Below are 19,111 nucleotides of genomic sequence, written 5' to 3'. Positions count from 1 at the left end.
CCATTGTCCTCGATGCGCGCGGCCGGGTGTGACGGTGTTGCCGGTGTTCGTTCGGGCGGCCCGCGCGGCGCACTAGTGTTTCACGGATGGCGAGTCTGAACCTGAGCCCGCCTGCGGCGCGCTATCACGGTGATCAGGCCGTCGCGCCCGGGATGCTGGATTTCGCCGTCAACGTCCGTCACGGCCAACCGCCGGAGTGGCTGCTGCAACGGCTGGCCGCGCGGCTGCCCGACCTGGCGCGCTACCCGAGCATCGACGACGTGCACGCGGCGCAGGACGCGGCCGCCCGGCGGCACTGCCGCGCCCGCGACGAGGTGCTGCCGCTGGCCGGGGCGGCCGAGGGATTCGCCCTGTTGGGCAACCTGCGCCCGGCGCTGGCGGCGATCGTCGCACCGGCGTTCACCGAGCCGGCCGCGGCGCTGACCGCCGCCGGGGTGCCGGTGCACCACGTGGTGCTGCAGCCGCCCTTCGGCCTCGCGGGTGCCGCCGTCCCCGAGGAGGCCGACCTTGTCGTCGTGGGCAATCCCACCAATCCCACCTCGGTGCTGCACAGCCGCGAGCGACTGCTGGCGTTGCGCCGGCCCGGCCGGATCCTGGTGGTCGACGAGGCGTTCGCCGACGCGATTCCCGGCGAGCCGGAATCGGTGGCCGGTGACGCGCTGGCGGACGTACTGGTGCTGCGCAGCTTGACCAAGACCTGGGCGCTGGCCGGATTGCGGGTCGGCTACGCGCTGGGTTCGCCCGAGCTGTTGGCGCGGCTGACCGCTCAGCGCGCGCACTGGGCCGTCGGGACGCTGCAGCTGACGGCCATCGCGGCGTGTTGCGGTCCGCAGGCGGTTGCCGACGCGGAGGCCGGGGCGACCCGACTGGGGCGGCTGCGCGCCGAGATGGTGGCCGGGCTGGCATCGGTGGGCGCCGACGTGGTCGACGGCCGGGCCCCGTTCGTGCTCTTTCGCACACCAGAGGCGGTTCAATTGCGAAAACGACTGCATGACAGGGGAATTGCCATCCGGCGCTGTGATACGTTCGCCGGCCTGGACGAGCAGTACCTCCGGGCCGCCGTGCGCCGGGAGTGGCCGCTGCTGGCGCAAGCCATCTCGGAAACGGCGGGACACCTCGGGAGGCGGCGGTGAGCGTCAAGGTGGCCGATGTCATCGCGGTGCTCGATGAGGCCTATCCGTCGCGGCTTGCCGAATCATGGGATTCGGTGGGCCTGGTGTGCGGCGACCCCGACGATGTGCTGAAGTCGGTGACCGTCGCGGTCGACGCGACGCCCGCGGTCGTCGACGAAGTTCCCGACGCAAGCCTGCTGCTGGCCCATCACCCGCTGTTGCTGCGCGGGGTGGACACCGTGGCCGCCAGCACACCCAAGGGCGCGCTGGTGCACCGGCTGATCCGGACCGGGCGTTCGCTGTTCACCGCGCACACCAACGCCGACTCGGCCCGCCCGGGCGTGTCCGATGCGCTGGCCGCGGCGCTCGGGCTCGGCGTCGAGGCCGTGCTCGAGCCGGCAACGGGCGCGTCCGACCTCGACAAGTGGGTCATCTACGTGCCCGGGGCGAACGCGGAAGCGGTGCAGGCGGCGGTGTTTGGGGCCGGGGCCGGCCACATCGGCGACTACTCGCAGTGCAGCTGGAGCGTTACCGGAATCGGGCAGTTCCTGCCGCACGAAGGGGCCTCGCCGGCGGTGGGCAGCGTCGGGAATGTCGAGCGGGTGGCCGAAGACCGGTTCGAGGTCGTGGCGCCCGCGCGGGCGCGGGCCGCGGTGCTGGCGGCCATGCGCGCCGCCCATCCCTACGAGGAGCCCGCGTTCGACATCTTCGCGATGGTGCCCCCGCCCAGCGATACGGGGCTGGGCCGCATCGGAACGCTGCCACGCCCGGAACCGTTGCGCCGCTTCGTCTCCCGCGTCAGCGCCGCATTGCCGCGTACATCCTGGGGAGTGCGGGCGGCCGGTGACCCCGACCTGCCGGTGTCGCGGGTCGCCGTCTGCGGCGGCGCCGGGGACTCGTTGCTGGCCGCCGCGGCCGGCGCCGGAGTGCAGGCCTACGTCACCGCCGATCTGCGGCACCACCCGGCCGACGAGCATCGCCGGGCCTCTGACGTGGCCCTGATCGATGTGGCACATTGGGCGAGTGAATTCCCATGGTGTGAACAGGCCGCCGACCTGCTGCGGTCGCGTTTCGGTGCGGAGCTTGCGGTGCGGGTGAGCTCGATTCGCACCGACCCTTGGAATGTCGAGCAATTTGCCAACAAGTCCGGGGAAGAAGAGTCATGAAATCCGCAGTGGCACAGCAACGTTCGCTCCTTGAGTTGTCGAAACTGGACGCCGAGCTGTCCCGTATCGAGCACCGGGCCGCGCATCTGCCGGAGCAAGAGGCCTGCCGGCGGATACAGGAGGAATACGACGCCGCCGGCGACCGGCAGGGCGCCGTACGTATCGCCCTGGAAGACATCGACGCCCACGTCAAGCGGCTCGAATCGGAGATCGATGCGGTGCGCCAGCGCGAAGATCGCGACCGCGCGCTGCTGCAGTCGGGAACGATCGACGCCAAGCAACTGGCGGACCTTCAGCACGAGCTGGAGACCCTGCAGCGCCGTCAAACCAGCCTGGAAGATTCCCTGCTGGAGGTGATGGAACGCCGTGAGGAGCTGCAGTCGCAACTGGACGGTGAGCAGCGGGCCGTCGAGGCTCTGGGGGCCGAGCTGGTCGCCGCGCGGCAGGCCCTCGACACCGCGCTCACCGAAATCACCGAAGCCCGCGACCTTCATTCGTCACGGCGCGACTCGCTGAGCGCCGCGCTGGACCCGGCCCTGTCCGCCCTGTACGAACGACAGCGTGCCGGCGGAGGGCCCGGCGCCGGGCAGCTGCTGGGAAAGCGGTGCGGGGCCTGCCGGCTCGAGATCGACCGCGGCGAACTCTCCCGCATCTCGGCCGCCGCCGAAGACGATGTGGTGCGATGCCCGGAATGCGGTGCGATTCTGCTGCGGGTCAAGGGGTTCGATCAGTGAAAGTTGTCATCGAGGCCGACGGCGGATCACGCGGCAACCCCGGGCCGGCCGGGTACGGCGCCGTGGTGTGGACCGAGGACCGCGCGACCGTCCTGGCCGAGAACAAGCAAGCCATCGGCCGGGCAACCAACAACGTTGCCGAATACCGCGGCCTGATAGCCGGTTTGGACGACGCCGTGAAGCTGGGCGCCAGCGAGGCCGCGGTGTATCTGGATTCCAAGCTGTTGGTGGAACAGATGTCCGGCCGGTGGAAAGTCAAGCACCCCGACCTGATCGAGCTGAATACCCAGGCCCGACGCCTGGCGGCGCGGTTCGACAAGATCAGCTACTCGTGGATTCCACGGGAGCGCAATTCGCACGCCGACCGGTTGGCCAACGAGGCGATGGACGCCGCGGCCGAGGCCAACGGTGCGGCGACAAAGTCCGAGCCCTCCGGCTCCGACACCGCGAAAACCGTTGCGGCTGCGGCACCGGCACCGGCACCGGCACCGGCACCGGCACCGACGGCGCCCGGCTGGACCGGCGCACGCGGTACCCCGACCCGGCTGCTGTTGCTGCGCCACGGGCAGACGGAGTTGTCGGTGCAGCGCCGTTATTCGGGGCGCGGCAACCCCGCGCTCACCGAGGTGGGACGGCGGCAGGCCGACGCGGCGGCCCGGTATCTGGCTGCGCGCGGCGGGATTTCGGCGGTTTTCGCCTCACCGCTGCAACGGGCCTACGACACCGCGGCGGCGGCCGCCAAGGCCCTGGGCCTGGACGTGAGCGTCGACGACGACTTGATCGAGACCGATTTCGGCTCCTGGGAGGGGTTGACGTTCGCCGAGGCGACCGAACGCGACGCCGAACTGCACGGTCGCTGGCTGCGTGACACCAGTACCGCCCCGCCGGCCGGTGAGAGCTTCGACGAGGTGACCGATCGGGTGGTGCGGGCCCGGGAACGGATCGTCGCCGCACACCAGGGCACGACGGTGCTGGTGGTGTCGCACGTGACACCGATCAAGATGTTGCTACGGGAGGCGCTGGACGCCGGGCCCGGCATCTTGTACCGGTTACACCTCGACCTGGCATCGTTGAGTATCGCCGAATTCTATTCCGACGGAGCATCTTCGGTGCGGCTGGTGAACCAGACGGCGTATCTGTAGTTTCAGCGTAACAGCGTGATGGCCCTCTCCGGGCAGTTTCGCTCGGCTGTGACGGCCTGCGCCTTGAGTTCGCCGGAGACCTCGTCGACGAGCACCACGGAGTGGCCGACCTCGTCGGCGTCGAAGACGTCGGACGCCAAGGTGTAGCAGCGCCCGTGCCCGGTGCACCGGTCGGCGTCGACGGTGATGTGTGTCATTGGCGCCGCCTCCTCATCGCTTCGCTCCGCATCGTCGACGGCCGGGCGAGTCATGGCGCCGGAAAGACCAGCGGCAGCGACTCCACCGACCGCAGCGCGGCGGTATAGGTGAGTTCGGTGCCGGGCATGATTTCGTAATCCGGTATGCGCCGGTGAAATTCGCGCAAGGCCACCCGCAATTCCATGCGGGCCAGGTGCGAGCCCAGACAGCGATGCGGGCCACCGCCGAACGCCCGGTGCCGGTTGGGGTTGCGGGTGAAGTCCACCAGCTCGGGATCGGGGAACTCGGCCGGATCGGTGTTGGCAGCGCCGAGCAGCGGGCTGACCCGTTCGCCCTTACTGATGGGGCAGCCGCCGACCTCGACGTCCCGCAGGGCGACCCGGGCGACACCGGGCACCGGTGTCTCCCAACGCAACAGCTCCTCGACGGCACTGGGCAGGACGTCAGGCTGCTCGACGAGTTGATGACGGTGCTCGGGGTGACGCGCCAGGTACACGAAGAAACAGTCGAGTGAGTCGGTGACCGTGTCCAGTCCGGCGATCAGGAAAAGGAAGCAGATGTCGAGCAGCTCCTCGCGCGATAGCGGTTGACCGGCCTCGTCTTTGAAGTTCGCCGCGATCATCGCGGACAGCACATCGTCGCGTGGGCTGGCAATATGTTCGTCGATGGCGCGGTCGAAGTATGCGTAAATCTGTTGCGCCACGGCCGCGGAGCTCTCGTGACGGCGGTCGAAACCCGAGTTGCCCTCCGGGCGGATCACGCCGTCCTTCCAGACCAGGAATTGGTCGAGGTCTTCCAGCGGCAGGCCGAGCAACTGCAGGAAGACCGTGCACGGCAGTGGCACCGCGAACTCGGCGTGAAAGTCGCACTCGCCGCGGTCGGCGAAGCGATCGATCATCTCGTTCACCAGCTCGGCGACCCGGGGTTCGCGCCGGGCCATCTCCCGGGGAGTGAACAGCGGGTCGAGGATGCGGCGGTACTTCGCGTGCTCGGGCGGGTCGATTTGCAGCGGAATCAGCGGGCGGATGTTGCCCAGATCGACCGCGTCCATGTTCGACGAGAACACCTCCGTGTGCTTGAGCGCCATCTCGATGTCGGCGAGGCGACTCAGAACCACCGCCTGCGGCGACCGGAACACCGGGCTGGATTCGCGCAGTGCCTTGTACATCGGTTGCGGCTCCGCGAGCCCCGCCACCGTCTGGTCGACGAAACTTTCGGCCTCTGTCATCTGGTCAGCCTGGCACCAACGTCCCCGCTGGGCAATGGTGCATGCTGAGCGATCGCCCAATCGCATCTCCGCCCTAATTGTGCAGGTGCAGCCGCTCGCCGTGCGGACCGAAGATCACAATGGCCTCCACCGGCCCATCCACCGCACCGAACCAGTGCGGCGTCCACGTCGAGAATTCGACGGCCTGGCCCGGGTCGATGGCGAAGTCGCGGTCGCCGAGGATGAGCCGCATCCGGCCGGAGAGCACGTACATCCAGTCCTGCCCCTCGTGCACCGGCAGATCGGCGGGCGGGTTGCGGCGCCGGGCGCTGACGCGAACCTTGAACGCGTGCAGGCCACCGGCGGGACCCTGGCGGGTCAGCGGCCAATAGGTGACACCGTGGTGGGTGCGCGCCGCGCCGCGTACCCGGGGGTCGGGCGTTTGCGAGGCCTGCAACAACTCGTCAGTGCTCACCGAGAGGGCCCGGGCCAGACGCGGCAGATGATCCAGTGCCAGCCGGCGCTTTCCGGACTCGAGGCGGCTGAGCGTCGAGATGTCGATACCGGCGCGCTCGCCGACCTCCTGCAGCGTCATGCCGCGCTGTACGCGCAGTTCCCGGAGTCGCCGCCGCACCACGAGGTCAATCGAATCGTTCGCAATGTTTGCCTGCATGGCAATTCAGCTTGGCAAACCGATGCGGAATGGGCAAGCTCGCGGTGTGGACAGTTCTTGCAAACCCGAAGATGCCCAGCAGTTCTGGGAAGATCGCTACCGCTCCGCGGAGCGAGTGTGGAGTGGACGGGTCAATCCGCGGCTGGCCGAACTGGCCGCCGAGTTGCCGCCGGGCAGGGCTCTCGACCTGGGCTGCGGTGAGGGCGCCGATGCGCTGTGGCTGGCGGAACGCGGCTGGGACGTCGTGGCCGTCGACGTCTCGGCCACCGCGTTGCAGCGGGCCAGCGGGGTCGCTTCGGAGCGGAAATTGCTCGGCCACATCGACTTTCAGCGACACAACCTCAACGATACCTTCCCGCAAGGGATGTTCGACCTGATCTCGGCCCAGTATCTGCACTCGCCCGCTCACCTCGACCGGGAAACCGTGCTGCGGCGTGCGGCAGACCGGGTCAATCCCGGTGGCGTCCTGTTGATCGTCGACCATGGAGCGGCCCCGCCATGGGCGCAGCATGACGGTCACCACTTTCCCGGTGTCGCTGAGGTTCTCGCGTCGTTGCAGTTGCGCGCGCCGCAGTGGGCACCGCCGCGGACCGAGACCGTCGATCGCGAAATGGTCGGGCCGAACGGGGAAGTCGGGACGATGATCGACAATGTGATGGTTTTGCGGCGAGCGGAATAGCCGAGCTCAGGCCGCGTCGTGGAAGATCAGTCCCATGGCGTAGCGCTGTCCGGAGCGAACCACGGACACGCCGTGGCGCACCGGTGCCGCGGACCAACCGCGGGCCGACCGCACCGGCCGCTCCCGGGTGGTGAAGAGGTAGCCATACCCCTGCGGCAATTGTGTTGCGGTGCCCCGCGATTGCGCCCGCGGTCGCTGCTCGACGAGCAGGAATTCGCCGCCGGTGTAGTCGGCCTCCGGCTCGCTGAGGTTGATCACCACCTGCAGCGGGAACACCAAGTCCCCGTAGAGGTCCTGATGCAGCGCATTCCAGTCGCCCGCACCGTATTTCAGCATCAGGGCGGTGGACCGGGTCTGGCCGGCGGCGTGGCAGGTCGCCAGCCAATCGTCGAGGCGATCCGGCCAGGGTGTGTCCCGGCCGAGCCTGCCCCACCAGTCGCGGGCGATCGGCAGCAGCCGGGGATACAGCGCCTGTTTGAGTTGCTCGACCGGTTGGGGGTAGGGCGCGTGGAAGTAGCGGTACTGCCCGGCGCCATAGCGTTTGGGCGCCATGTCGATGGTGGAACGGAACAGACCGTCGTCGGCGTAGAGCTTGCGCAACCGCGCCGCTTCGGCCGGCGTGACCAGTCGCGGCAGCGGCGCCCCGCCGTATTCGTCGACCGCGGCGGCGATGGCATCCCAATCGCCCGCGTCGACACGCCTTTTCCACTGGGACATCACGGCCTCCGGGTCTTGGGTGCCACTCCACCATAGATAGCGCCGGCCGGGCCCCCGGAACACGTTGCTGGCCCCGGCCCGGCGCAGCGGGTACCGTTTATCGTCGCGGACGAGTTGGCTGGGCGGCCGCGGGCCGTCGCAAGGCGGTTCGAGGAAAGTCCGGACTTCACAGAGCGGGGTGATTGCTAACGGCAATCCGAGGTGACTCGCGGGAAAGTGCCACAGAAAACAGACCGCCACCTCGCGGTGGTAAGGGTGAAACGGTGCGGTAAGAGCGCACCAGCATCCCGGGTGACCGGGGTGGCTAGGCAAACCCCACCCGAAGCAAGGCCAAGAAGGCCGCACCGCTGGTGCGGCCGCGCAGGCGTTCGAGGGCTGCTCGCCCGAGCTTGCGGGTAGGCCGCTCGAGGCACCCGGTGACGGTGTGTCCAGATGGATGGTCGCCGCCGCACCGCCGTTGCTCAGGCGCGGCGGTGGGGAACAGAATCCGGCTTACAGGCCAACTCGTCCGCCCCGGCCCTTGGTGAGTAGACGCAAGGGGCGCCCATTTTGAGCTCAAAATGGGCGCCTTTGCGTCTGCACGGCGGCTAGTGCCCCGCCTTGCGCACCGCTTTGGCGAGTTTGCGCAGGGTGCCGTCGAGTTGCCGGCGGCACCGCTGCGCCAAGTCGGCCTCCCGCTGATACAGCAGCCCGTAGGTGAAGGTGTCTTCACCGGCGGCGTGTGCGATTTCCGCCTCCTGGCGCAGGTGTTCCCGGCTGACCACGCTGTCTTGATGATCACCGAGCAGCGACTGGACGGCCTTGGCCTGCTCGGACACCTTGGCCGCACCGGTAGCCGCCGCGGTGTATCGAAGTCGCTTGGCGCGCTTGCGGATTCGGTGTATCGATTCGTCGCGATGGTGGTCGTCGTCGGGGTACTCCCGATCGACCTGGGCGGCGGCCTTGGCGGCCTTGCGGACTTTCTTGTAGGCGGTGTCGATGGTTACCGGCGCCTGTTCCTCGGTCGAGGCGGCGCCGGGAGCTTGGGCCGCAATCACGTCAAGGGAGTCAAGCAAACGGAAGTATCGCGGCGACCGCATGGCGATCAATGACCGGCGCAGCCCGGTCTGGTAGCGACGCCGGGCGCCCCCGACCAGACGTTCGCGCACCTGACCGCGCACCAATTCCGGTGCGAGCCCGTCTAAGTCACGCTCGTATCGCTCGGCGAGCACCTCGGCGTCGCGCGCCATGCCCAAGATCCCGGCGAGTTCACGCAGCTCGTCCAGAACCCACCCCCCGGCGGGCAACCCGAACGAATCCTGGTAATCACGCAGCAGGCTGCGCAGCTTGCGGGTGGTCACCCGCATCTGGTGGATGGAGTCATAGGCGTCGGCGCGCACGGCGCGATCCCACACCAGAAGCTCGCGGGCCTGCTCGGCTATGGCGCGCTGCAACGGGTCCCCGGACGCCTGCGCGCCGTTGGGCGGTGGCGTGGTGCCGAGCACCCGCGCCAGCTTGGAGCCGTGTCCGGCCGGTACGGCGCCGGCGTCCAGCAGCCGGTTACTCAACCGGTTCAGCAGCTCGGTGTCGGCCGCGCCATTGGATTGACCGCCCGCCTCGAGCAGCTCCAATTCCCACTCCCGCCACTCCTGCTGCATGGGCGGCGCGTCGGTGTCATCGGAGGCGGCTTCGGGGCTGTCGTCGGGGCGCCGCGTCGACCACGCGGTGACGTGGTCGTTGCTGAACTCGGCCAGCGCGGTGCCCGCGGCGTCGTACAACACCTGGCTTTCGCGCTCGGTGGTGATGCGCGCGACCGGCTGCAGTGGACGGTCACGGACGATCGCCAGCACGATATCCGCCAGCTCGCTGGGCACGGTGTTGTTCCCGCCGGGTCCGGATGCGTCCAGCGGTGTGCGGACCTCGGTTCGCGCGTCGGGCCCGGCCGGCAGCTTCAGGTGCCATCCCGCATCGGAGCCGCCGGTACGGCGGCGCAGGGTGATCTTGTTGCGCGCGAGGTCATGCGCGGACGTGTCAAAGTACGTCGCATCCAGGGTTTGCGTCGGCGACTTCTCGACGTGGGCAACCGCGGCGATCCCTTCGAACGACGGCGACACGGTGGACTCGCCGACGTCGAACTTGCGCTCTACCTCCAGATGACGCGAGGTCTGCGGCGTTTTTGCAGGCATCTTCGGCTCCGTTGACGGCGCGTCGCCGCGGCCTTGAACGTGGTGGACGGTGGGGGATGAGACCCATAGCCTGCCATACCCGCGGTGACCAGGTTATGGCGGCGGCGGAGCCGACGTGTCGTCCTCCGGCAGCGGCGCATACACGGCCGGCGGCGGCGCATAGCGTGCGATGTTGTCGGCGATATTGGTGCACCCGCTCACCGAGATGCGTCGGCCCGCGCCCACGCACACCGTCGCCTCCACCCGATCGGCAGACGGCACGGCGGTGAGTATTGCGGGAACGGCGGCCACGCCCGCGAACACCAGCAATGCGGCGAGCCCGCGGCGGCGATTCATCTGCAATCCCCTTTCAGCCATCGTCATTGCATTGTGCCGTCACCGTGCGGCGGGCGGGCCGAGATCTGAATATCGACACCGCCGCCGAGGCCGGTGGACCCGGAAAGGCTAGGCGGTGTGAATGTCCGGAGTGCGTATACGTTCGGGGCGAAGGCCTCGTCCGAATGCGATCGGCGCGATGAATTGCAGCGGGCCCCGACCCACGATCGCGGGTATCCGGATGGGTGACAGGTCGCCGTTCAAGTTGGGCGCGACCACCCTGTCCTGGGCGACTATCTGAATAGCCTGGATGACCCGGGTGGGCAGCTCTCGCCGGCGCTGCACCTTGGCGAGGTCGGCGTCACGCAGGTGGCCCTTGCGCAGCGGGGCGCTGAGAATGTTGGCCGCCGCCACCGCGTCGGCGACGGCGAGGTTGATCCCGACACCGCCGACCGGTGACATGGCATGGGCCGCATCACCGATGCAGAGCACGCCGCTCCGCCACCATGTCTCGAGCCGGTCCACCCGCACGTCGAGCTGACTGGTCTGGTCCCAGGAACGAAGGTCGTCGACGTGTTCGCGCAGCTTCGGTTGCGCCGCCACGATGCGCTCTTTGAACGCCTCCAGCGATCCGTCGCGGGGGTTCGACCCCTTCGGCATCAGATACGCGATCTGCCAGTAGTCGCCCCGATAGATCAGCGCCATCATGAAGCCCCTACGGGCCACTCCGTAGAGCTCCTGCGGATCGCCGGGCCGCCAGTTCAGCCGAAACCACAGCACGTCGATCGGCGAGTGCGCCTGGGCGACCTCGAGCCCGGCGGCGGCCCGTACCGCGGATTTGCGCCCGTCCGCGCCGACCACCAGGTCGGCGCGGACCTCGAGCTCGGGCGTGCGCGCCCCGATCACCCGATCGCCCGCATAGATCAGATCTTTGACCTCGGCGTTGCGGATCAACGTGAATTCGGGGTAGGCAGAAGCCTTTTCGGCGAGAAAGTCGAGGAAGTCCCACTGCGGCATCAATGCGATATACGGCTGTTTGAAGCCCAGCCGCTTGAGCACACCGAAGGTGCCCAAGGTGCGAATGGACCCGTCGGTGTCCAACGCGACACGGTCGACTTTGGTGTGCGGCAGACGCAGCAGCTCATCGACCAACCCGAGCTCGTCCATGATCCGCAGGGTGCTCGGATGCACAGTGTCGCCGCGGAAGTCACGCAGAAAGTCGTTGTGCTTCTCCAGGACAACAACCCGAACCCCGGCGCGGGCGAGCAAGAGCGCGTGAACAAGGCCGGCGGGGCCCCCGCCGACAACACAAACCTGGGTCTGCAGCACTTCCGTCACGGCCCGACCCTACCGTGGGCCCCGCAATTCTTTACCGCCTGATTCGCACATGCGCGGGGCCGAAACCCCTTATGGTTTGCGGTACGAATACCCGCCCGCCTCGCGGATGGTCGACGAAGGAGCGTTTCCATGGTGTGTCTTGTTCGCCCGGCAGCCCGCGCCGTTGCCGGCGGAATGGCGGCCTGCGTGGCCAGTGTGGCAATGCTTTTCGCGGCGGCCGGTTCGGCGGCCGCGGACTTGCCGGTGGACGATCCGGAGCCGGCGCCCGCGTCGCTGCCCAATTGCACGGCGGCCGACCTGGCCCAGGTCTCGGCCGGCGTGGCCTGGGCCACGTCGGCGTACCTGTTCACCCACCCGGACGTCAACGCCTACTTCACCAGCTTGAAGGGCCAGCCACGCAGTGAGATGCGTGATCAGTTGAAGCAGTACATGGATGCCAATCCGCAGACCCACGCCGACCTCGAGGGCATCCGCCAGCCGCTGACCGACTTCCAGGATCGGTGCCGCTGACGCATCCGGTCAGCCGGGGGACGGCGGTGGCTGCAGATGCATCGCCAGGTCGCTCAACTCGAGGATCGTTTGAATCTCGCTGTCGCGGAACGGCCGTCCGTCGGGACCTAGCAGGTCGTGAAACCATTCCTGCGGCATCGCCGGATCCGGGTTCAGGTGGTCCCAGGAGTCCCAGGGAAAGTACGTCTGGGTTTTGCCGGCGACCAATCCCCAGTTGAACGCGCCGACGTTGGCACGCTTTGCGATGGGCAGGATGTTTTGCACCGTGCTGCCCAGCGGCCGGGCCATGTACTCGGTGCACAGGATCGGGCGCCCCAGCGGGACGAGCTCGCCGATGCGCCTCTCGAACTCCGCCGGCTCGCCGTAGGAGTGAAAGGTGATGACGTCGGAGTTGTCGAGCTGAATGCCGCTGATGACGCTGCGGCGCGCCGGGTCGGCCCACTCGCCGTGCCAGACGCCGCTCGTCAAGGGTTGGCGGGGATCGACCAGGCGCGCCCACTCGAATACCTGGGGGAGCAGGTATTCGACCAGGTCTAGCTTGTCCTTCCGCTCGACCGAGGCGTAGGTGTCCGCGGGGTTGTCCGGCTCGTTCCACAGGTCCCAGCCCAAAACGCGGTCGTCATTGCGGAATTGTGTGAGGACTCCGGTGACGTAGGCGCGCAGGGTGCGGACGTAGCCGCGGTCATCGAGGCGCGCGGCACCCGGGCTCTGCACCCAACCCGAGTTGTGGATGCCGGGCCGGGGGTCGCGCTGCGGACCCGGCCGGGGGAACGGATCCCAACACGAATCGAACAGGACGAACAGGGGTTTGATGCCGTGGTGGGCCGCGATGTCGACGAACCGCGCGAGGCGGCCCTGGAACCCTCGGTGATCCTGTACCCAGAGCAGATCGTGCAGGAAAACCCGCACCGCGTTGAACCCGTTGGTTTGGGCCCAACCCAATTCGGTGTCGATGCGCCGGGGGTCGAAGGTTTCGGGCTGGAACATCTCCAGCTGGTTGATGGCGTTGGACGTGGTGTAGTTCGCGCCCACCGGCCAACCTTGCGCTTCGTACCAGCGGTTTGCCCGCTCGGGCGACCAGCGGCTCGCCTGCGGCGAGGTGCGCGGCGGCTGCGCGGATGCGTGCGGCGTGTGGGCCAATGCGATGCCTCCCAGCACTAGCAGCGGCAACTTCAATACCGCTCGACGGCGCACGAAGCCACCAGGATCCGCCCGGTTGATGTGGTCCACCCTTGCTCTTAGAGTCCGAATCTTCTCTGTAAAGCCATCGTACATCCCTGTCACACAACGTTTTTCAACAGTTTTGTGGTGACCGGGATAACGTCGTCAACCAGGCGGGACACTCGAGTCGAGAGCGCGGCACGGCGTGCCGGCTATGTCGGGGTTGCGCGACCGATCAGAAGCAGTGTTCGTCGGCGGGGAAAACCCCTTCGGCGACCTCTTGCGCATATTGCGTTGCGGCTCGGCGTAATTCCCCGCCGATGTCAGCGAAGCGTTTGACGAAGCGGGCCGCCTTGCCGCTGCTCATGCCCGCCATGTCCTGCCAAACCAGGACCTGCCCGTCGCAGTTCGGTCCGGCCCCGATCCCGATCGTCGGGATGGTCAGCTTGCCCGTGATCTGGGTGGCCAACTCGGCCGGCACCATCTCCATGACTACGGAGAACGCTCCGGCCTCGGCGACGGCGATCGCGTCCGCGACGGTCTGTTCCGCCGCGTCGCCGCGGCCCTGGACCCGGAAGCCGCCCAGGCTGTTCACGCTCTGCGGGGTAAACCCGATATGTGCCATCACCGGGATGCCCGCGGCCGTCAGGCAGGCGATCTGCTCGGCGACCCGCTCACCACCCTCGAGCTTCACCGCGTGTGCGCCGCCCTCTTTCATGAACCGCGTGGCGGCGGCCAGCGCGGCGGCGGGCCCCGCCTCGTAGCTGCCGAACGGCAGGTCCGCGACGACCATGGCGTGCTGGGCGCCCCGCACCACGCCACGGACCAACGGAATCAATTCGTCGATCGACACCGGCACGGTGGTGTCGTAGCCGTAGACGACGTTGGCCGCCGAGTCGCCGACCAGCAGGACCGGGATGCCGGCCTCGTCGAAGATGCGGGCGGTCGAATAGTCGTACGCCGTGAGCATGGCCCACCTGTGGCCTTCGGCCTTCATCTTCTGCAGGTGGTGGGTGCGGATCTTGGTCAGCGGCTGCGCGGGCGCAGACGAGTTGGCACCGTAAACGTTGTGCTCAGACATCATTGTCCCTAGTGGGTGGTCGGGTCGATCCTCGTGGCCCTGGCGGGTCCCCGGGTTCGTCTGACGGTGTCATTCTGCCATTTCTTTTGCGCGGTCGCACCGCCGCGACAGTGTGAGACAGACCATGTTCCGCGCGCGGCGGGCGTCCGGCGGCGCCGCTCATCGGGGTCTCAGGTTTCCTCTGGCAGCATATGTTGGCATGGGTTTGTCTCGCCGCGGCACGAGCGCGCGCACGTTGCTGGTCTGGACGTCGATCGCCGCCGTTGCACTGATGCTTTCGGGCTGCGAACGCGTGGTGGTGGGGCGCGCCGTCATGTCCGAGCCGAAGCTCGGCCAGGCGGTGGAGTGGACGCCGTGCCGGGCCGCGAACCCGAAGGTCAAACTCCCGGCCGGCGCGTTGTGCGGCAAGCTGGCGGTGCCGGTCGACTACGAGAACCTCGGCGGCGACACCGCGACGCTGGCGATGATCCGGTTTCCCGCGACCGGAGACAAGATCGGTTCGTTGGTGATCAACCCGGGTGGGCCGGGGGAGTCGGGGATCGAAGCGGCGTTGGGCGTCGTCCAGTCGTTGCCGAAGCGGGTCCGCGAACGGTTCGACCTGGTCGGCTTCGACCCCCGCGGGGTGGGGGCGTCGCGTCCGGCGGTCTGGTGTAACTCCGACGCCGACAACGACCGGCTGCGCACCGAGCCGAACGTCGACTACAGCCCGGCCGGCGTCGCGCACATCGAGGACGAGACCAAGCAGTTCGTCGGCCGCTGCGTCGACAAGATGGGCAAGGGCTTCCTGGCCAACATCGGCACGGTCAACGTCGCCAGGGATCTCGACGCCATCCGGGCGGCGCTGGGCGACGACAAGCTGACCTACCTCGGCTATTCCTATGGCACCCGGATCGGTTCGGCGTATGCCGAGGCCTACCCGAACAACGTGCGGGCGATGATCCTCGACGGCGCCGTCGACCCCAACGCCGATCCCATCGAAGCCGACCTGCGTCAGGCCAAGGGATTCCAGGACGCGTTCAACAACTATGCCGCCGACTGCGCGAAGCAACCGACCTGCCCGCTGGGCACCGACCCGGCCAAGGCCGTCGACGTCTACCACAGCCTGATCGACCCGATGGTCGACCCCGACAACCCGATGGTCGGCCGGCCGGTCCCGACGAACGACCCCCGCGGCCTGAGCTACAGCGACGCCATCGTCGGCACCATCATGGCGCTGTACACACCGAACCTGTGGCATCACCTGACCGACGGGCTGTCCCAACTCGTCGACCACCACGGCGACACCCTGCTCGCCCTGGCCGATATGTACATGCGCCGCGACGTGCACGGCCACTACACCAACGCCACCGACGCGCGGGTGGCAGTCAACTGCGTGGACCAGCCACCGATCACCGACCGGGCCAAGGTGATCGACGAAGACCGCCGCTCCCGGGAGATCGCGCCGTTCATGAGTTACGGGCAGTTCACCGGGAACGCGCCGCTGGGCACCTGCGCGTTCTGGCCGGTGCCGCCGACGAGCAAGCCGCACACCATCTCCGCGCCCGGCCTGGCGCCGACGGTGGTGGTGTCGACCACCCACGATCCGGCGACTCCCTACAAGGCCGGGGTCGACCTGGCCGACCAGCTGCGCAGCTCGCTGCTGACCTACGACGGAACCCAGCACACGGTCGTCTTCCAGGGCGACGGCTGCATCGACAACTACGTGACGGCCTACCTGGTCGGCGGCACCACGCCGCCGAGCGGCGCAAAGTGCTAGCCGGTACGGCTAGCGTCGAACGTGCAGTCGCTGCGAGGTTTTGAAGAATTTCTCGCTGTGGTTACACGCTCGGTGAGGACTCGAGCCGATTGAGGGCCGAGACCAAGGCGTAACCGTTTCGCGCTGCCACGGGTACCCGGGGCTGCGACGATGACAGCCATGTCGCGCCTGAGATCCTTGAGCTCGGCGCTGCTTTCATTCGGTCTCCTGCTCGGTGGTTCCTCCGTCGCCCCGCCGCCGGTCGCCGGCGCCACCCCCGAACCCGGTGCCGGGCAGACGCCGGCCCCGAATCCGCCGGCGGCCGCGGTGCCGCAGGGCTGGGGGAGCTGCGGCCAATTCGTCACGGACACAAGCGATATCCCCGCCGCGCAGTGCACCACCGTGTCCGTCCCGATCGACTACAACAACCCCGGCGGCGCCCAGGCCAAACTGGCGGTGATCCGCGTGCCCGCGACGGGTCAACGGATGGGATCACTGCTGGTCAATCCCGGCGGTCCCGGCGGCTCGGCGGTCGACATGGTGGCCGCGATGGCGCCGGACCTTCAGAGCTCGCCGATCCGGCGCAACCTCGACCTGGTCGGCTTCGATCCGCGCGGGGTGGGCCACTCGACACCTGCGCTGCGTTGCCGCACCGACGCCGAGTTCGACGCGTACCGGCGAGATCCGATGGTCGACTACAGCCCGGCCGGCGTCGCGCATATCGAGCAGCTCTACCGGCAGCTGGCCCAGCAATGCGTCAACCGGGTGGGCACCGCGTTTTTGGCCAACGCCGGCACCGCATCCGTCGCGCGTGACATGGACGCGGTGCGCCAGTCGCTGGGCGACGATCAGATCAACTACCTCGGGTACAGCTACGGCACCGAGTTGGGCACCGCCTACCTGGAGAAGTTCAGTAACCACGTGCGGGCGATGGTGCTCGACGGCGCCATCGACCCGACCGTCGGCCCCATCGACGAGAACGTCAGCCAAATGGCGGGATTCCAAACCGCTTTCAACGACTACGCCACCGACTGCGCCCGCTCGGCGGGCTGCCCGCTGGGCACCGACCCGACCCAGTTCGTCGCCCGCTACCACGCCCTGGTCGACCCGCTGGTCCACAAGCCCGGCCGCACCTCGGACCCACGCGGGCTGAGCTACGCCGACGCGACCACCGGCACCATCAACGCGCTCTACACGCCGGCGCATTGGAAATACCTGACCAGCGGCCTACTCGGGTTGGCGCGCGGCACCGACGCCGGCGATCTGCTGGCGCTCGCCGACGACTACCAGGGACGAGACCGCGACGGGCACTACTCCAACGACCAGGACGCGTTCAACGCGATCCGGTGCGTCGATGCCCCGAACCCCACGGACCAGGCCAGCTGGGTGACCGCCGATCAGCGGATCCGGCAGGCCGCGCCGTTCCTCAACTATGGCCCGTTCACCGGAAACGCGCCCCGGGATTTGTGCGCCTTGTGGCCGGTGCCCGCGACGTCGGCGCCCCACGCCGCACCGCCCATGGCGCCCGGCAAGGTCGTCGTCGTGTCCACCACGCACGACCCGGCCACCCCCTATCAGGCCGGGGTCAACCTGGCCCGCCAGCTGGGCGGTCCGCTGATCACCTACGACGGGACGCAGCACACCGCGGTGTTCAACGGCGACCAGTGCGTGGACAACGCCGTGGTGCGTTACCTCGTCGCCGGCACGCCGCCGGTGGCCTTGAACTGCCGGTCCTGACCAGTGTGAGGCGGCCCCGCACGCAACCATCGCAACCATTCTGAGCGGGCATCGGTAACACAGAATTAACAGCCGTTGCATACTGTTCGAGTTATGGATCGCCAGAAGGAATTCGTGCTGCGCACGCTCGAGGAACGAGACATCCGCTTCGTTCGGCTGTGGTTCACCGATGTGCTCGGTTTCCTCAAGTCGGTCGCCATCGCCCCGGCCGAACTCGAAGGCGCCTTCGAGGAGGGCATCGGCTTCGACGGATCCTCGATCGAAGGCTTCTCGCGGGTCTCGGAATCCGACACCGTCGCCAACCCGGACCCGTCCACCTTCCAGGTGCTGCCGTGGGCCTCACCCAGCGGCCACCACCACTCGGCGCGGATGTTCTGCGACATCACCATGCCGGACGGATCGCCGTCGTGGGCGGACCCGCGGCACGTGCTGCGTCGCCAGCTGCAGAAGGCCAACGACCTGGGTTTTTCCTGCTACGTGCACCCCGAGATCGAATTCTTCCTGCTCGAGGCCGGCCCCGACGACGGGACGCCGCCCGTCCCGGTCGACAACGCCGGCTACTTCGACCAGGCGATCCACGACTCCGCCTCGAACTTCCGCCGCCACGCGATCGAAGCGCTGGAGTTCATGGGCATCTCGGTGGAGTTCAGCCACCACGAGGGCGCGCCCGGCCAGCAGGAGATCGACCTGCGCTTCGCCGACGCCCTGTCGATGGCCGACAACGTGATGACCTTCCGCTACGTCATCAAAGAAGTCGCGATCGAGAACGGCGCCCGCGCGTCGTTCATGCCCAAGCCGTTCGGGCAGCACCCCGGCTCCGCGATGCACACGCACATGAGCCTGTTCGAGGGTGACGTCAACGCGTTCCACGGCCCCGACGACCCGCTGCAGCTCTCCGATGTGGGCAAGTCCTTCATCGCCGGGATACTCGAGCACGCCTCGGAGATCAGCGCGGTCACCAACCAATGGGTCAACTCCTACAAGCGGCTGGTGGGGGGCGGCGAGGCGCCGACCGCCGCGTCGTGGGGGGCGGCCAACCGTTCCGCGCTGGTGCGGGTGCCCATGTACACGCCGCACAAGACGTCGTCGCGCCGCGTCGAGGTCCGCAGCCCCGACTCGGCCTGCAACCCGTACCTGACGTTCGCCGTGCTGCTGGCCGCCGGACTGCGCGGGGTGGAGAAGGGCTACGTGCTGGGGCCGCAGGCCGAGGACAACGTGTGGGACCTGACCCCCGCAGAGCGCCAGGCGATGGGATACCGCGAGCTGCCAACCAGCCTGGACAGCGCGCTTCGTGCCATGGAGTCCTCCGAGCTGGTCGCGGAAACCTTGGGGGAGCACGTCTTTGACTTCTTCCTGCGCAACAAGCGCACCGAGTGGGCGAACTACCGCAGCCACGTCACCCCGTACGAACTGCGCACCTATCTGTCCCTCTAGCGCAGTT

18 protein-coding genes and 1 other RNA gene are annotated in these 19,111 nt (G+C 68.2%); 10 read left to right on the top strand and 9 right to left on the bottom strand.

The genetic code is table 11. The annotated features are described in order from the left end of the window. The first annotated feature begins 86 nt into the window (after nt 1-86). The 4 genes from cobC to EPN51_RS02940 are packed head-to-tail and all read left to right on the top strand — an operon-like array spanning nt 87 to nt 4,154. Nucleotides 87-1,133 (top strand): Rv2231c family pyridoxal phosphate-dependent protein CobC, encoded by a 1,047-nt coding sequence (cobC, locus tag EPN51_RS02955; RefSeq protein ID WP_293036201.1) that lies wholly within the window; start codon nt 87-89, stop codon nt 1,131-1,133. Beyond that, a complete protein-coding gene (locus EPN51_RS02950; RefSeq protein WP_293036198.1) occupies nt 1,130-2,278 on the top strand; it encodes a Nif3-like dinuclear metal center hexameric protein in 1,149 nt (382 codons plus the stop codon). The genes cobC and EPN51_RS02950 overlap by 4 nt, the downstream gene beginning before the upstream one ends. Continuing rightward, a complete protein-coding gene (locus EPN51_RS02945) occupies nt 2,275-3,012 on the top strand; it encodes a zinc ribbon domain-containing protein (RefSeq protein WP_293036195.1) in 738 nt (245 codons plus the stop codon). Before EPN51_RS02950 ends, EPN51_RS02945 begins: the two co-directional genes overlap by 4 nt. Then, a complete protein-coding gene (locus tag EPN51_RS02940; protein WP_293036193.1) occupies nt 3,009-4,154 on the top strand; it encodes a bifunctional RNase H/acid phosphatase in 1,146 nt (381 codons plus the stop codon). Before EPN51_RS02945 ends, EPN51_RS02940 begins: the two co-directional genes overlap by 4 nt. 2 nt (nt 4,155-4,156) lie before the next feature. Here EPN51_RS02940 and EPN51_RS02935 read toward each other — a convergent pair whose 3' ends face one another. From EPN51_RS02935 to EPN51_RS02925, 3 genes are all read right to left on the bottom strand, one after another. Beyond that, complete coding sequence (locus EPN51_RS02935) at nt 4,157-4,351, bottom strand: ferredoxin (protein ID WP_293036190.1); 195 nt, start codon at nt 4,349-4,351, stop codon at nt 4,157-4,159. A gap of 50 nt (nt 4,352-4,401) precedes the next feature. After that, entirely contained in the window at nt 4,402-5,580 is a 1,179-nt protein-coding gene (locus EPN51_RS02930; protein ID WP_293036187.1) for a cytochrome P450, read from the bottom strand. Between the two features lie 73 nt (nt 5,581-5,653). Continuing rightward, the gene (locus EPN51_RS02925) at nt 5,654-6,232 is read right to left on the bottom strand and encodes an XRE family transcriptional regulator (RefSeq protein ID WP_293036184.1); all 579 of its coding nucleotides are present in this window, start codon (nt 6,230-6,232) and stop codon (nt 5,654-5,656) included. A gap of 46 nt (nt 6,233-6,278) precedes the next feature. On the opposite strand from EPN51_RS02925, the gene EPN51_RS02920 reads away from it, so the two are divergent. Further along, entirely contained in the window at nt 6,279-6,911 is a 633-nt protein-coding gene (locus EPN51_RS02920; RefSeq protein WP_293036181.1) for a class I SAM-dependent methyltransferase, read from the top strand. 6 nt (nt 6,912-6,917) lie between these two features. Here the strand turns inward: EPN51_RS02920 and EPN51_RS02915 are convergent, their stop codons facing one another. After that, complete coding sequence (locus EPN51_RS02915; RefSeq protein WP_293036178.1) at nt 6,918-7,628, bottom strand: 2OG-Fe(II) oxygenase; 711 nt, start codon at nt 7,626-7,628, stop codon at nt 6,918-6,920. A 110-nt stretch (nt 7,629-7,738) separates the two neighbouring features. Between EPN51_RS02915 and rnpB the strand changes: the two genes are divergently transcribed. Beyond that, nucleotides 7,739-8,139: RNase P RNA component class A (gene rnpB, locus EPN51_RS02910), an RNA gene on the top strand. Nucleotides 8,140-8,215: 76 nt separating this feature from the next. Here the strand turns inward: rnpB and EPN51_RS02905 are convergent. The 3 genes from EPN51_RS02905 to EPN51_RS02895 all read right to left on the bottom strand — a co-directional run bounded on the left by EPN51_RS02905 (nt 8,216) and on the right by EPN51_RS02895 (nt 11,446). Further along, nucleotides 8,216-9,793, bottom strand: coding sequence for a CYTH and CHAD domain-containing protein (locus tag EPN51_RS02905; RefSeq protein WP_293036176.1), 1,578 nt, complete (start codon nt 9,791-9,793; stop codon nt 8,216-8,218). A 93-nt stretch (nt 9,794-9,886) separates the two neighbouring features. Continuing rightward, nucleotides 9,887-10,129 (bottom strand): hypothetical protein, encoded by a 243-nt coding sequence (locus EPN51_RS02900; RefSeq protein ID WP_293036174.1) that lies wholly within the window; start codon nt 10,127-10,129, stop codon nt 9,887-9,889. A 108-nt stretch (nt 10,130-10,237) separates the two neighbouring features. Beyond that, a complete protein-coding gene (locus EPN51_RS02895) occupies nt 10,238-11,446 on the bottom strand; it encodes an FAD-dependent oxidoreductase (protein ID WP_293036171.1) in 1,209 nt (402 codons plus the stop codon). A gap of 174 nt (nt 11,447-11,620) precedes the next feature. Between EPN51_RS02895 and EPN51_RS02890 the strand changes: the two genes are divergently transcribed. Then, a complete protein-coding gene (locus tag EPN51_RS02890; RefSeq protein ID WP_293036289.1) occupies nt 11,621-11,956 on the top strand; it encodes a heme-binding protein in 336 nt (111 codons plus the stop codon). 9 nt (nt 11,957-11,965) lie between these two features. Here EPN51_RS02890 and EPN51_RS02885 read toward each other — a convergent pair whose 3' ends face one another. Further along, nucleotides 11,966-13,096: a 1,4-beta-xylanase gene (locus tag EPN51_RS02885; RefSeq protein WP_293036286.1), complete on the bottom strand. Its 1,131-nt coding sequence runs from the start codon at nt 13,094-13,096 to the stop codon at nt 11,966-11,968. A gap of 256 nt (nt 13,097-13,352) precedes the next feature. Beyond that, the gene (panB, locus tag EPN51_RS02880; protein ID WP_293036169.1) at nt 13,353-14,198 is read right to left on the bottom strand and encodes a 3-methyl-2-oxobutanoate hydroxymethyltransferase; all 846 of its coding nucleotides are present in this window, start codon (nt 14,196-14,198) and stop codon (nt 13,353-13,355) included. A 199-nt stretch (nt 14,199-14,397) separates the two neighbouring features. On the opposite strand from panB, the gene EPN51_RS02875 reads away from it, so the two are divergent. The 3 genes from EPN51_RS02875 (at nt 14,398) to glnA (ending at nt 19,104) form a co-directional block, all read left to right on the top strand. Continuing rightward, nucleotides 14,398-15,954 (top strand): alpha/beta hydrolase, encoded by a 1,557-nt coding sequence (locus EPN51_RS02875; protein WP_293036166.1) that lies wholly within the window; start codon nt 14,398-14,400, stop codon nt 15,952-15,954. A gap of 150 nt (nt 15,955-16,104) precedes the next feature. Further along, nucleotides 16,105-17,670, top strand: coding sequence for an alpha/beta hydrolase (locus EPN51_RS02870; protein WP_293036164.1), 1,566 nt, complete (start codon nt 16,105-16,107; stop codon nt 17,668-17,670). Nucleotides 17,671-17,763: 93 nt separating this feature from the next. Continuing rightward, nucleotides 17,764-19,104, top strand: coding sequence for a type I glutamate--ammonia ligase (gene glnA / locus EPN51_RS02865; protein ID WP_293036161.1), 1,341 nt, complete (start codon nt 17,764-17,766; stop codon nt 19,102-19,104). Nucleotides 19,105-19,111 lie beyond the last annotated feature (7 nt).

The sequence above is a fragment of the Mycobacterium sp. genome, assembly GCF_004298145.1.
In the GTDB taxonomy this organism is placed as follows: Bacteria; Actinomycetota; Actinomycetes; order Mycobacteriales; family Mycobacteriaceae; genus Mycobacterium.
The sequence above is the reverse complement of the archived record's forward strand: the minus strand, read 5'-3'. Positions and strand labels throughout refer to the sequence as shown.

Excerpts from the sequence above, each read along its gene's own strand:
- EPN51_RS02925 (WP_293036184.1), bottom strand. The coding sequence starts at position 6,232 with ATGCAGGCAAACATTGCGAACGATTCGATTGACCTCGTGGTGCGGCGG.
- EPN51_RS02930 (WP_293036187.1), bottom strand. The coding sequence starts at position 5,580 with ATGACAGAGGCCGAAAGTTTCGTCGACCAGACGGTGGCGGGGCTCGCG.
- cobC (WP_293036201.1), top strand. The coding sequence starts at position 87 with ATGGCGAGTCTGAACCTGAGCCCGCCTGCGGCGCGCTATCACGGTGAT.
- EPN51_RS02890 (WP_293036289.1), top strand. The coding sequence starts at position 11,621 with ATGGCGGCCTGCGTGGCCAGTGTGGCAATGCTTTTCGCGGCGGCCGGT.
- EPN51_RS02935 (WP_293036190.1), bottom strand. The coding sequence starts at position 4,351 with ATGACACACATCACCGTCGACGCCGACCGGTGCACCGGGCACGGGCGC.
- EPN51_RS02915 (WP_293036178.1), bottom strand. The coding sequence starts at position 7,628 with ATGTCCCAGTGGAAAAGGCGTGTCGACGCGGGCGATTGGGATGCCATC.
- EPN51_RS02905 (WP_293036176.1), bottom strand. The coding sequence starts at position 9,793 with ATGCCTGCAAAAACGCCGCAGACCTCGCGTCATCTGGAGGTAGAGCGC.
- panB (WP_293036169.1), bottom strand. The coding sequence starts at position 14,198 with ATGTCTGAGCACAACGTTTACGGTGCCAACTCGTCTGCGCCCGCGCAG.
- glnA (WP_293036161.1), top strand. The coding sequence starts at position 17,764 with ATGGATCGCCAGAAGGAATTCGTGCTGCGCACGCTCGAGGAACGAGAC.
- EPN51_RS02945 (WP_293036195.1), top strand. The coding sequence starts at position 2,275 with ATGAAATCCGCAGTGGCACAGCAACGTTCGCTCCTTGAGTTGTCGAAA.
- EPN51_RS02900 (WP_293036174.1), bottom strand. The coding sequence starts at position 10,129 with ATGAATCGCCGCCGCGGGCTCGCCGCATTGCTGGTGTTCGCGGGCGTG.
- EPN51_RS02870 (WP_293036164.1), top strand. The coding sequence starts at position 16,105 with ATGACAGCCATGTCGCGCCTGAGATCCTTGAGCTCGGCGCTGCTTTCA.
- EPN51_RS02875 (WP_293036166.1), top strand. The coding sequence starts at position 14,398 with ATGGGTTTGTCTCGCCGCGGCACGAGCGCGCGCACGTTGCTGGTCTGG.